This window comes from Pacificispira sp. (genome assembly GCF_965228185.1).
In the GTDB taxonomy this organism is placed as follows: Bacteria; Pseudomonadota; Alphaproteobacteria; order UBA8366; family Aestuariispiraceae; genus Pacificispira.
Map to the genome: position 1 here is coordinate 394,168 of NZ_CBDDHE010000003.1, position 13,717 is coordinate 407,884.

The window sequence follows — 13,717 nt, forward strand, 5'->3', positions numbered from 1 at the left end:
CGGCCATGGTCGCACGGACAATCGCGCGCACGCGGCTGGACAATGTTAAGCCGCTTGGGGAACCCAGCCAGCGGACCTATGAATTCGTCGTCGGCAATGTCCGGCGGGCCCTGGGCGACCGCCATGCCGCCCTGTTCGCCGAACCCTCCAATCAGGCGGGGCTCGCTGTCTGGCAGTCGGAGCTTCCGGGTGAAATCCTGCCGCTCTCGTCTTTGTCCCCTGACACGGCGGAAGAACTGAAAACCAAGCTGGGCAAGATCGTGGCCGACATATTGGCGGTCGCCGACGACTTTGCGGTGAAGGCGGATCCGGCGGCCCAGTCGATCGCAATCGCCTTGCGCAACGCCGTCGAGGTCCCCAGCGAGGAATGCATCTTCAGCGTGGGCGGTGCGCCGGTTATCGTGCAGTGGGGTTTCCATCTGGACGTTTATGCGCCGCCGCGGGCGCTGTTGAGCCGACTGATCCCACCCACCCGGCCGGTAGTCGAGCCGTCTGCTAGAGATGCCGGCCCGGCCGTCGCCGCCGCCGTCGTCGCGCCTCTGCCGGAGGATGAAAAGCGCTCCCGCTTTTGGGACATTCTGTGGTGGCTGGGTTGGCTGCTGCTGGCGGTTCTGATCTTCATTGTCCTTTATCTCGCCATACCGGCCTGCGGTGTGTGGCCATTCTCTTTCCTCGACCGGTGTGAGACATCGGTGCTTGCCGCTGACGATCCGCATGAAGAATCCGACCGCATCCAGGCTGAAATCGACGCCCTGGAACGCGCGATACTGGATTTGGACCGGCAATGCGTCGCCGGTGGGGCTGGGACAACTGCGGAAGCCCCCGTGCAGGACGGTGCCAAGACGGTGGAGGAAGCGATCACCGAAGGCGATTCCTCCCTGCTGGCGGGGTGTTGGCAACTTGATTCCAACTACACGCTTTATGTCGACGGCGACATAAACCGCCCCCGTAAAGTTCAGGATTGGCAAGTCTGCCTGGACGAGGCGGGCGAGAATGGAACGCAACGGCTTGTCTTTGACAACGGCACGGTCTGCGAAGGAACGCTGAAATCCACGGTGACGCAGGGCGAGGACATGACCTGGGTCGACGATGCGCCGATGCAGTGCGACGATTCCTCCTTCATTGTCCGGCGAAAGAATGTCTGCCGGACATCGGCTGAGACGTCGATTCAATGCGGGTCGGTGGATTTGGAACGAGAGAACTCTCAACCGGTTGATGTTAAGTTGCGCCGACAATGATCGAAGGCGCTGTCGGCGGCGCCTGGATGTGATGTTTTAATGGGATCTGTTTTGCGATGAAGACCTCGACACGTAATCGGAAGCTGCACGACTGGAAAGACGAGACGACGGTGGTGCCATTCAGCGGCATTCAGTTCCTCGACTTCGGGTTCAACGCCAATGATTGTCCCTACAAGACGATGAGCTTCATCGAGCGCACGACGGAACGCTCGGCGGAGGGGGATGCGAGAACCCTACTGGTGCTGACCGGGGACGACGATCTCGACGCCCCGATCCTCAGCGAAGCCCAGCCGGACGACGAGGAGTATCAGATCAACCAGGCCAAGGCGCTGGAACCCTTCATCGAGAAATGGACGCCTGTCCCGATGCTGCGCGTCCGGCACGGTTCCGGTCACGATTCCCAGGATCGGCATGATCCGGGCCCGACCTGCTGGGCGCGGATTTTCATCAAGGAACTGGATGAACCCGATCCCAAGACCGGCCATACGCATTGGGTCATTCTCGCCCTGGACACGACCTGCGAGACGGTCGAGGACATGCGCTTCTACCAGGCTCCCAGCCTGGAGGACGGCGAACGGAAGTTCGAGTTCGTGGCCGATTCCGACAAGGTCGGTTGGTTCGTCAGCTGGGTCGAAACGGATGACAGCGGCAACACGCACGATCTGCAGGCCTGGGTCGACGAATGGCTTCTGGATCAATTCGAGGCCGTGCAGAAAAAGCCGAAGCGGCCACGCTCCGATGACGAAATGCCGGAACGCCTGTTCGAACATTGGTCGCGGTTCTTCGCCTTCCTGAAATTGCTCGACGGCGCGATCCGGTTTCCGACCATCCGTCTGGTCGACACCATGTCGCGCGATCCGATCTCGGACCGGTTCCGGTACACGCCCATCGATGTTGACTTGGTTCTCGATGTCGGCAACAGCAACACATGCGGGATCCTGATCGAATCCTCGCCCGATGGCGGATCGGTCAATCTGACCGATTGCTATACCCTGTCGCTGCGCGATCTTTCCGATCCGGTGAACCGCTATACCGGCACTTTCGAAAGCCGGATCGAGTTCTCGGATGCCCGTTTCGGAGACGGACGGGCGGCTCGGTCACGGTCCTTCTTCTGGCCCAGCCTGGTGCGTGTCGGACCGGAAGCGATGCGGCTGACCCGGGACGATCTCGGCACCGAGACGGTTTCCGGTCTGTCGAGTCCCAAACGGTATCTTTGGGACGACCGGCCGATGATTCAGGATTGGCGGTTCCACAATTTCACTCCGTCCCTGGCCGAACCGCTGCCATTGGTCGCACGGGCGGTACAGAACGAGTTGAACGAGGCCGGCGACAATATCGATCAGCTTGAAGCGGACGTGAAGAACAAGCTGCGGGACAAGCGTGACGTTTCGATGATCCCGGCCTCGCGCCCTCGGTTCTCGCGCTCCGCGACCTATGGCTTCATGCTGGCGGAAATGTTCCTGCAGGCCTTCGTTCTGATCAACGATCCCGCGCAACGGGAAACGCGCCGGCAAAGCGCGATTCCCCGGCGGCTCAGAACGATTATTCTGACCTTGCCCTCCGCGACGCCCATTCAGGAACAGGCGATCATGCGGTCGCGGGCCGAGGGGGCGCTGAAGCAGCTGTTCAAGGTTCTGAAGTGGCATTCCGGCATGGCGCTGAATGCCACGGTTCCGGAAATCCGCGTCGATTGGGACGAGGCGAGCGCGACGCAGGCGGTCTATATATTCTCGGAAATCAATCAGAAGTTCGGCGGGCAGATCCGTCGCTATTTCGACCTCTACGGCAAGAAGCGCAAGCGCGTCGCGGCGACGCCGACCTCGCCGGTCAACCCGAACGATCCACCGCAGCCGTCACTGCGGGTTGCCTGTATCGATATCGGGGGCGGCACGACGGACCTCATGGTGATGACCTATCACGCCGAGGGCAGTCAGGCGATCGTGCCGCATCAGGACTTCCGCGAAGGCTTCCGGGTCGCCGGCGACGATATGCTGCGCAGTATCATTTCGCGGGTGATCCTGTCGCAGATCGTCACAGACCTGGAGAATGCCGGCGTTCAGAACCCCGGCAACATAATGCGGGAACTGTTCGGCGGCGATGTCGGCGATCGGGATATCCGGCTGTCTCAGCAGCGTCGTCAGTATGTATTGCGTGTGCTGGCACCGCTGGCGCTGGAATGCCTGTCCTTGATGAACGGGTTGCCTGTCGGCGGTTCGGAAAGTTTCCGGGTTGGCGATGTCCTGGACCGGCTGGATACCGGAACGCTGTTGATGGATGACGACAGCGATTACCTGATCAACGCGGTCCGTAACCGGGGGGCGGCGGACTGGAAACTGCACGATGTCGTCATCGCGGTGCACCGCGAGGAGGTCGACGCCGCGATCCGCGACGTCATGCGCAAGCCGCTGAGCGATATGTGCGAAATCATATCCTATCTGGGTGTCGACGCGGTCCTTCTGTCCGGTCGGCCGTCCCGTCTGCCGGTCATAAGGGACATGGTGCGCGAGCATATGGTCGTCCGTCCGTCCCAACTGATTTCTCTGCACGAATACGAGGTCGGCGATTGGTATCCGTACCGAAACGTCGTCACGAACCGGGTTCAGGATCCGAAATCGACCGCGGCGGTGGGGGCAATGCTGTCCCTGATCGCCCAGAACCGGATCCCCAATTTCATGATCTACACGAACCTGCTGCATATGAGTTCGACCGCCCGCTATATCGGCCAGTTGGACAATAACGGCGCGATCAGCGACCCGAATATCCTGTTCCAGGATGTTTCGGACGGGCCGGGCAGTGCGACCGAGGCGGAAATTCAATTGTTCTCGCCGACCTTTATCGGGTTCCGGCAATTGCCGCATGAACGATGGACGACAACGGTCATCTACAGGGTCGATTTCGCCAATGAACAGGCGGCACGTCGGCCGAAGCCGTTCCGGGTCGTCCTGGAGCGTCGCGAATTCGATACCGATCCGGAAAGCACGGACGAGGCGCTGCGTGCCGAGGCCTTGAAAGAAGGGTTGGTCGTGGCGGAGGTCGAAGACGGCGCGGGCGATACCTGCAAGACCAGCGACGTGATGCTGAAATTCCAGACCTTGGGAATGGAACGCGACTATTGGCTGGATAGCGGCCTTTTGAAGTTTTGATTGGGGTGAGAGGACAGGGCGATGTCGAGCGACGAACTTAAAACCCGCTGCGAGTCGGTCGCGAAGGCGATCCGCGCGGCGCAGGACTGGGTCACGGACGCCGAGAATGCCGAATTGGTTGGTGCCGAACGCAACGCGATCGTGAAGGAACTACGGCGCGATGAACGTCGGACACGCCAGTTGGCGGATGCGGCGGATCGAACCATGAGCATCGGTGTTTACGGTCCCAGTCAGGCCGGAAAATCCTATCTGGTCTCGGTTCTGGCAAAACCGCGCGACGAACGTCTGATCGCGGCGGTCGGTGCGGGCATGGACTTCATCGAGGAGATCAACCCGGAAGGGGATAAGGAAGCCACCGGCCTGGTGACCCGGTTTACGATGCAGAAGGAAGACTGCCCGCCCGATTATCCGGTCAGCCTTCGGTTTCTGTCGGAAGCCGACCTGATCCGCATTCTGGCCAACACCTTCATGCGCGACGGCGACAATACAGAAGCGCCGCCGACATCGGGCGAGATCGCCCAAAGACTGAGTGCCGCGCGGGCGGCCATGGGGAATGGAAGCGGACTTTCCGAGGAAGAGGTCTGGGACATCCAGAACTATTTCGAAGCGCATTTTTCCGGCATCGCCTATTCGGCCGGGTTGATGTCCTTCTGGGAAGAGGCGTCGACGATCCTGCCGGCCCTGTCGATCGCGGAACGCGCGAAACTGCTGTCCCTGTTATGGGGAGAGCATGAGACTCTGACAGCGCTCTATGTCGAACTGGCACAGGGGCTGGAGAAGCTAGGCCACGCGGACAAGGTCTTCGCCGGAATCGAAAGTCTGACCCCGCGCACGACCAGCATCATCGATGTCGCCACGCTGTACGGATTGGACGGCAAGGGCGATACGGGGCCGATCAATGTGATGTCGGCGTCGGGAAAGAAGGTCGCGCTGCCGCGGCAGGTGGTAACCGCATTGACGGCGGAATTGATCCTGCCGATGACAAAGGAACCGTGGCCGCTTTTCGCCGAGGCCGACCTGCTGGACTTCCCGGGAGTGCGCGAGCGCCGTGCCGCGAAAGGGCCGCTGGACAATTTCATCCGCCACAGCGAAGCGCCGAAGAAGGAACTCTTCCTGCGCGGTAAGGTCGGTTTCCTGTTCGAACGCTATGTCGAACGCCAGGATCTGACATCCATGCTGCTTTGCGTGCCGCCCAGCAATGTCGATGTGGCGGCGGATCTGTCGCAAAGCATTTCCGAATGGATTTCCAAGGCGCAGGGCGACACGCCGGAGGAACGGCAAAAGGTCGATACGCTGCTGTTCCTGGTGCTGACGAAGTTCGACATGCATCTGGCGGACAAGGCGGGTTCGGTGGACGCCGATCAACGCTTCATGAACCGGATCGAGGCGTCGCTGATCGCGCCCTTCGGCAGCTTGAAGGACAGTTGGCCGCTGAATTGGAAACCGGGCCGACAGTTTAACAACAGCTTCTGGCTTAGGAACCCGAATTTTCCGGCGGAACATGTCATCAACTACAAGGATGGGGTGGAGGACTCGCTGCGTGACGACAAAATGCAGCGCCTGGAAGAATTGCGTGCCGGCTGTGTTTCCGCCGGGCTGGTAAAGACCCATTTCGCGGATCCGGAAATGGCCTGGCAGGCCGCGATGTCGCTGAATGACGGCGGTGTCGGCTACCTGATCGACAATCTGACGCCGGTTGCTAAACCGGAAGTCAAGGAAGGTCAGATCGACGCCCGGCTGCAGGCGATTTGCGGTACGGTGCGAAACTACCTGAAACCCTTCTATTCGGATTCGGATATCGAAAAGCGGGTCAAGGCGCGTCAGGCGGTTGCGATGTCCGTTCTGAAGGAATTGCGGGTCGCCTTCGAGAATCGGACCTTCGGCAAAATCATCGAATCCTTCGGCATCGATTCTTCGGAACTGATCTGGCGAATGGAGCGTGTGCCGGACAATGTTCAGATTGTCACCGGCGAGACGGACCCGTCTTCCGTCGCCTTTGATTGGCTGCCTGAAGGTATGGACCTGCCGGATGCGGAGGCCAGCGAAGCCGATGCCGGTGACGACAGCGTCGTCAGTATGACGCGAGAGGCGTTCCTGACCGATTCCGCAATCGGTGCCTGGCACGAACATATGCGCCGCCTGTCGGAAAGAAACGGCCTCAAGGTCGAACTGTATGTCTCGGGCAACAGTGTCGCCGAAATGGCGTCGGAAATGAAACGTGCGGCAAAGCGGTTCGGCCTGTCCCCAAAAATCGAAGCGGATATCAAGATCTGGACCGATCTTCAGGCGGATGTTCCGACCCTTGCCGCGGTTGCGGCCCATCACATCAACAATCTTGTGGAATCCGTGGGGGCATCGCTGATCGAAACGGATAAGCGTCCAACCTTGAAGAACAGCAAGACCAACGAGGAACGGCCGGTGTTCACACCGCCGCCCGAACATCAGGACGCCCTTTCCCTGACGGAAACGCCGCCGCGCCGGGATTTGATCTATTTCCAGGATTGGACCCGGATGCTGTTCCAGGTTTTCGACGACAATGCCCGCAGCGAGGACGGATCGACGATCAATATCGAACAGAATGCTCGGCTGGGATCGACCTTGAAGGTACTTGACGACATCGGGAATGGAGATCAGCCGTGAGCATCAAAATCGTAAAGGATCCGGCCAATCCCCTTGGCGGTTACGCGAAAGTTATCATTGGCGGCCTGTCAGTCGGCGCGCCGGCTTCGGCCCATGTCCGTATCACGCGTTTGGAGGACGATCAGTATCTGTCCGCCGCGGGGTGGAGCACGAATGACGCCAAGGTCGGGCCGTTCGACCTGAGCGAGGAGAACGGCGCGCATACGCTGATCCTGGGCCCGGATATTGTCGGCCAAATGGCGCCGTTCCAGCAAATCCGTGTGGAAGTGCTAGAGGCCGGGGTGGATGGTACCCTGAAATGGCCGGAAGATGTTGCGACCACCCAACGAACCGCCCGGCGCGGAACGGTCCATGCCCGGAAGGTGGGTATCGGAAAGGTGTCTCCCGGCCGTCCGGCGCAGCCTGCCCCAACCCCGCCCGGCGGCGACACGCCGCCTCCACGCCCCCCTGAGCCACCGAGCCCGCCCGTGCAACCAACGCCGGAGCCGACACCGCCGGCGCCCGAACCGGAGCCTGTGCCGGGGCCTGTGAACGACCCGAAGCCCGACGACGGCCAAACGGAGACGCCGAAAAGCAAGGTGCCGCTGATCCTTGGGGTGCTGGGCCTGCTTTTGGTGCTTGGCGGTGCCGGCGCCTATTTCGGCATGTCGGGCGACGAACCGAAGACCGAGGAAACTCCTGTCGTAGAGCAGGAGGAGGAAAAGCCGGCGGATGCCACTCAATCCGACACGGCGTCCGGTGCCTGCGATCCTGCCGGGGTTCAGGGCGCGGCCGCCGACGAACGATGGGCCATGGCGCAGAGCTGCATAACCGAAGGAAATACCCAATCGGCCTTGCAATTGGTGGAGGCACTGGTGGCGGAGGCCTATCCCGAGGCGCAATTGCAATTGGGCAAATGGATGGACCCAAATCTGGACGGGGACAATCCGATGGGAAGCAAGAATGCCAATACCGCGATCCGGCTATATGACAGCGCCAAGAAGGCAGGCCTTAGCGAGGCCGATCCCTTGTCCGAGGCGCTGTGCAAGGTTCTGGAAAGCGCGACGGGGCTGAGCGAACAGGTCACGCATGAGAAGTTCTGCCAGGGGAGTTGAGACAGTGTTCCGCATCGACCAACGCGAACCGGGTTCCTCACCGCATAAGGGGCGGTCGCGGATCCGATCATTGGCAGGGGGCGCATTGTTGGCGGTTGTCTCCGTCTTCAGTACCGGCGGCGCCTTCGCGGAGCGCCCGCTGCTTTTTGAAGATACGAAGACGATCTTCCAGCGGGTTCTGACAAAACCCGGCCAAGCCCTTTATGACGCGAAAGACGGTAAGGAAGCGGGCGCGCTTTGGCCGTTGCAGCCGGTCTATGTCTACGAACGGGACGGCGATTGGCTGCGGATAGGCAAAAGCGAAATACAGGTGGACGGCTGGATCAAATCCGAAGGCACCGTCCCCTGGGTTCATAACATTGTCGGTGCCTTCACGCTGCGGGGGGACGAGCGGGTCCGGCAGTTGATCTATGACACGCAGCCGCGCCTGGCCGATCTGCTGCAGCAGGAATCCTATCTGGATATCGTCACCAAGAACCGCAGCGCCGCCGAGAAAAAGCAGGACCTGACGGATAGCGGCGTCGTCTCCATCGAGCCGGAACTGGCGGTCGACGTGACCGAGAGTTTCTATTTGATGCCGATTACCGATTTCCGCGAACGCGTCGTCGGCTATTCCCAGTATGAAGCGCTGGAAATGGAAATTGCCGCGGTGCCGTTGAAGGAAACGGCGGCTGGGTCTCTGATCCCTGACGAACCGCTGAAAACCGGCATCGTTTTCGTAATCGACACCACCCAGTCGATGGGACCCTTTATCGAAGAATCCCTGGTTACGGTTCGTGAGATTGTCGATCAACTGCGCGAAAGCGGCGATGAGGGCTCGGTCAGTTTCGGTCTGGTCGGGTTCCGCGACAATCCGGAAGGCCGCCCGGGGATCGAATACCGGGTGAAGGAATATCTGGCGCTGGACCCGAACGCGCCGGCCGATGCCATCGTGACGGCACTGGGCGAAATGAAGGCGTTGCAGGACGTTTCGACCTGGGGGTTCCCGGAGGATTCGATCGCGGGTCTGACGCACGCGATCAACGAAACCGTTTGGGAAACAAAGGAAGTCGATTTCGCCGGTCGGATCATCATCCTGATCACCGACGCGCCCCCCAAACCCCCGGGCGATGAAAACGCAGGCTACGCTTTAAGTCCGAAGGACGTGCGGACAGACGCGGATGACGCCAAAGTCGGCATTGCGACACTGCACATCAAATCCAAATCCAGCCGAAACTATGACGGCGCGGCGGAAGAGGCCTACGAAGCCATTTCCGGATTTCACAACGTCCTCGACCAAATGTACTACCCGGTCGACGCACGCGATCCGGACCAGTTCAAGCGCAACCTGAAAGGGGTCATCGGGCGGCTGGTGAATGCCATTTCCGAAGAACCCAAGATCGAGGTCGACGATGAAATCGGCGACGACGAGGGGGGCTTGGGACTGGCGATGCGCCTGGCCTATCTGGCGCGGCGGTCCGGCGAGAACGTGCCGCCGATCCTGCGCGGCTGGACCTTGGACCGGTCTTTCGAGGAATTTGTCGAGGTCGCGGTCGAACCCCGTGTACTGGTCACCCGCAATCAGCTTCTGACCATGTCAGAGGTCATGACCGGGATTGTCCGGGAAGCAGAGGAGGCCGCGCGGGAAGGGCAGAACGAGCTGTTCTTCGAGAATGTCCGCAATGTCGTGGCCGGGATCGGCGCCGACGGATCGCGCCTCATCAACGAGGATGCCGATACCTTGGGCGGCATGATCGGCGAATTCCTGGAATACATGCCCTATATGAGCAAGCGCCGCATCAACACCATTACCGAGACCGAATGGCGCAACGACGCATCGCTTCGGATCAACACGATCCACGACCTGCGCAGTAAGCTGGACCTCTACGAGATCCTCTATCGCAAGGCGGATATCTGGACCGCGCTATATGACGGGCAGCCGGAAGGCGAACATGTCTACGCCTTGCCCCTGGACGCGCTGCCGTGAGCGACGCCGGTCAAAGCGGTTCCATGATCCTTCTTCGCGGTGTGACGAAGGCATGGGAAAGCGCGGATCGGCGGTTTACGCTTCAGGTCGACGGATTGGCGATCCTGTCCGGGCAGTTTTATGTTCTGACAGGTCCGAACGGTACCGGCAAAACCACATTGATCGAGCTTCTGGGATTGGCCTCGCAACCGATGGCCGGGCAGTCGATGCTGCGGCTGGATGGCCGCGATTACGATGTCGGTGCCCTGTGGCGGCGCGGCAAACGCCGGCAACTCGCCGCACTGCGTGCCCGCGGCTTCGGCTATGTCATGCAGATGAGCCAACTGCTGCCCTTCATGTCGATCTGGGACAATGCGAAATTGGTTCAGTCCGTCGCGGGACGGCCGGACCCGCAATACATCCGGCGCCTGTTCGACTATCTGGGGCTGTCCGGGCGCGAGCGGGCGATCCCGGCGACGCTGTCGCCCGGCCTTCGGCAGCGGGCGGCAGTGGCGCGCGCCCTGGCCGCCCGGCCCAGCTTCGTTCTGGCCGACGAGCCGACCGCATCCCTGGACCCTGACGGCGGGCGGGTCGTGATCGACCTCCTGCTTGGCCTGGCACGGGATCTCGGTACCGGGATCGTATTGTGCAGCCATCAGTCGGCGTCCTATGACATTCCGGATGCGGTTCGGATCGAGACGGTCCCTGAACCGTCGGTCGAGGATGGGCATTATCGCTCCTCTGTGCGGATGGCGAACGCATGAGGTCGGTCGTCCTGGCATTCAAGGATCTGCGCCATGACGGGCTGCATTTCTTCTGCGCCACAATTCTGATCGCCGCGATACTGGGGCCGATGCTGGTGCTGTTGGGGATCAAGATCGGGGCTGTATCGGCCCTGTTTTCCGATATGCGAGGATTGCCGGACAATCGGGCCGTATTCATCCAGGGAAACCATCAATTCACGCCGGCGGATATCGAGTCCGTGCGTGCCTGGCCCGAAGTCGCCTTCGCCGAAGGTCAGAATATCGTGACGACGACTGGCACCATTCTGTTGGTTGCCTATCCGGATGGCGGTCGGAGTATCAGCGGCGGTTACGGGACGACCGGTCCAGGCGATCCGTTGACCGATGCCGGTGCCGACCTGTCCGATGGCGGCGTGATCCTCAGCGAGGCCTTCGCGCGTCGGCTTCAGGTCGCCGAGGAAGGCATGGTCGCCTTGATCCTGGAAAGGGGCGCACCGACCCGGGCCCGCATCGAGAGGCCGTTGCGGGTGGCCGAGATACTGCCGAAAGAGCGTATCTCCGGGAACTTCGCATTGCTGCCGGCGGAGACGGTCAGCCAAATCGAGGCCTATGCCCTGGGCTATCAGATTCCGAATTGGGGCGTGACCGATGGGGCGCCCCTGGACGAACGCGTGAACCGGTTCGAAAAAATCCGGCTCTATGCCCGGTCCCTGGAAGATCTGCCGCGACTGACGACACTGATCGAGAACCGCTTCAACGTTCAGACCTCATCCCGCACCAATGAAGTGCAGGCGATATTGCAGCTTGAAGGCAGCCTGGATGCGACATTCGCCTTTCTATCCGGGACCGCCATGATCGGGCTGGTCGTCGTGCTATCGGCCCATTTCTGGAGTGCCGTGCGCCGCAAGAAGCAGACCTGGAGCATGTTGGCACTGATCGGTCTGCCGCCGCTGTCGCTCGCCTTCATACCGGTGGTTCAGGCTGTCATCGTGTCGGTCCTGGGCTTCCTGTTCGCGATTGGCCTCTATGCGGCGGCGGTCACCACCATTTCCGCCTGGTTCGCCGGAATGCTGAACACGGATCAGCAAATCGCCGTTCTGCCGGTGCCGGTGGCGGCCGTGGCCGGGGCGGTCGTTCTGGCCGCGTCGATTGCGGCCTCGGCGCTTGCCGCCGTTACCGTGCTGAAAACCGACCCTGCGGAAGTGATAAGGAGTAGCTGAGATGACGCGCCAACTTCGAAGACATGTCTTGGGCGCCCTGACCGTCGCTGCCTGTGTGTCGTCCCACGCTTCCGCCGATGTCGCTATCGAGTGGGAGCCGATCCAGTACGATCCGGCGATTGTCGTCGACGGCGCGGCCGCCCCGGCGGACCTGCTGGTGCCGTTGCCCTGCGGCGGGGCGATGGCTTTCATGCGCGTCGACACCGAAGCCCGCGCGGACGATCCGCTGGACGATCAGCGGTTTCGGATGGGGGCACCGGACATCAGCCGCGCACCCTATCAGTATACGAGAAAGGCCTATATCCGCGGTGCGTTCGAGGATAAGGAGAAGAACAACACCTACTATTACATGGCGCGCTACGAGCTGTCGCGCGATCAGCACGCGGTTATAGACGCCTGGGCGACGGGCGCGCCGTGCCCTGAATCCGACCCGAAGAACGGTGTCCTGCCGAAGACGGCGATCACCTGGCATGACGCGCAACTGGCCGCGCAACGACTGTCGGTCTATGCGCGCCAGGAATTTGCAGAGGGTATGCCGCGTAAGGAAGGTGTTCTGGGGCATTTCCGGCTGCCGACCGAAACCGAATGGGAATTTGCCGTCAGGGGCGGCACGGCTGTCCCGGATCCCGCAGCCTTCAACAGCAAGACGTTTGAAATGGACGGCCGGACAGAACGCTATGTCTGGTTCTCCGGCCGTAGATCGGCCGGGAACGACATAAAGCCGATCGGCGTCCTGCGGCCGAACCCGCTGGGCCTCCACGATATGTACGGCAATGCCGAGGAGATGGTCCTTGGCCTCTACTCACTGAACCGGGGCGGGCGGGATCACGGTCAGTTGGGTGGTTTTGTGACGCGTGGCGGTTCCTACCGGAACAAAAGCGCGGAGATTTCTTCCGCGACACGCGCGGAATATCCGTTCTATTTCGTCGATGCGGCCGAGCCCTTCCAGAGCGAAAGCGTCGGATTTCGCCTGGTGCTGTCGGCCTCGGTCCTGACGTCCGACAAAGTCATCTTCGCAATCGAAGACGCCTGGGAGCAAACGCTGAACCCGGAAGACGAGGACGACCCCAACGCAATCCTGACCCGCATGATCGAGCAGGAAACGGTCGTGGACATGGTCGCGAAGCTGGAGAGCGTACAAAGCGCCCTGGTCTCGGCACTGCAAGCCAGTCAGGAAGCGACCGAACTCGCCTTGCGGCGTGCCGTCTTCGCCGGTGCGACGTCCCTGCGCGCCATCAGTCTCACCGCCGACCGGATCGAACGGGCCCAGATTGCCAAGGATAAGTACTTGGAAAACCTGGAAGCCGCGAAAGAACGCTTGGCTGCTGCGGAAAAGGCAGGGCAAGCCGAGAGTGTCTTGAACGTCAACAGATCGTTGATCGACAAGTTGCAAGCCAATCTTGCCACCAATGACGAACGCCTTGCGGAATATGCCGGGGAACGCGCGATCGACGAGACCAACTTTGTCACAAGCGTGGTTGCCGTCTATGAGTCTTCTACCGAGGAGAGTCTACGGAAGGCGACAGAGCTGTTGCTGGCGGAAATGCAAAAAACCGATCAATTGCAAATGGTTGGTCCAATACGTCAGTTTTCTGACACAGTATCCGCTTACCGCATGAAACCGGACATGACCAAGGCTGAGATACTTGCAACACAACCGGAATGACGTTAGCTTTTTTGTGGGTAGACGTCGC

General features: G+C 60.9%; 8 protein-coding genes. All 8 read left to right on the forward strand.

The genetic code is table 11. The features are described 5' to 3' along the window. Positions 1 to 5 precede the first annotated feature (5 nt). Positions 6 to 1,238 carry a hypothetical protein gene (locus ACO06O_RS05485; protein ID WP_421877116.1) on the forward strand — a complete coding sequence of 411 codons (1,233 nt, stop codon included), beginning with the start codon at positions 6 to 8 and terminating at the stop codon, positions 1,236 to 1,238. A 56-nt stretch (positions 1,239 to 1,294) separates the two neighbouring features. Further along, positions 1,295 to 4,381, forward strand: coding sequence for a virulence factor SrfB (locus ACO06O_RS05490; RefSeq protein ID WP_421877118.1), 3,087 nt, complete (start codon positions 1,295 to 1,297; stop codon positions 4,379 to 4,381). 21 nt (positions 4,382 to 4,402) lie between these two features. Then, the gene (locus ACO06O_RS05495; protein ID WP_421877120.1) at positions 4,403 to 7,021 is read left to right on the forward strand and encodes a virulence factor SrfC family protein; all 2,619 of its coding nucleotides are present in this window, start codon (positions 4,403 to 4,405) and stop codon (positions 7,019 to 7,021) included. After that, positions 7,018 to 8,115, forward strand: coding sequence for a hypothetical protein (locus ACO06O_RS05500; protein ID WP_421877122.1), 1,098 nt, complete (start codon positions 7,018 to 7,020; stop codon positions 8,113 to 8,115). Before ACO06O_RS05495 ends, ACO06O_RS05500 begins: the two co-directional genes overlap by 4 nt. Before the next feature lie 88 nt (positions 8,116 to 8,203). Further along, positions 8,204 to 10,081, forward strand: coding sequence for a hypothetical protein (locus ACO06O_RS05505; protein WP_421877124.1), 1,878 nt, complete (start codon positions 8,204 to 8,206; stop codon positions 10,079 to 10,081). Beyond that, a complete protein-coding gene (locus ACO06O_RS05510) occupies positions 10,078 to 10,824 on the forward strand; it encodes an ATP-binding cassette domain-containing protein (protein ID WP_420417425.1) in 747 nt (248 codons plus the stop codon). The genes ACO06O_RS05505 and ACO06O_RS05510 overlap by 4 nt, the downstream gene beginning before the upstream one ends. Continuing rightward, the gene (locus ACO06O_RS05515) at positions 10,821 to 12,023 is read left to right on the forward strand and encodes a hypothetical protein (RefSeq protein WP_420417424.1); all 1,203 of its coding nucleotides are present in this window, start codon (positions 10,821 to 10,823) and stop codon (positions 12,021 to 12,023) included. Before ACO06O_RS05510 ends, ACO06O_RS05515 begins: the two co-directional genes overlap by 4 nt. Position 12,024: 1 nt before the next feature. Then, on the forward strand, positions 12,025 to 13,689 hold the full coding sequence (locus ACO06O_RS05520) for an SUMF1/EgtB/PvdO family nonheme iron enzyme (RefSeq protein WP_421877127.1): 1,665 nt from the start codon (positions 12,025 to 12,027) through the stop codon (positions 13,687 to 13,689). The last annotated feature ends 28 nt before the right edge of the window (positions 13,690 to 13,717 follow it).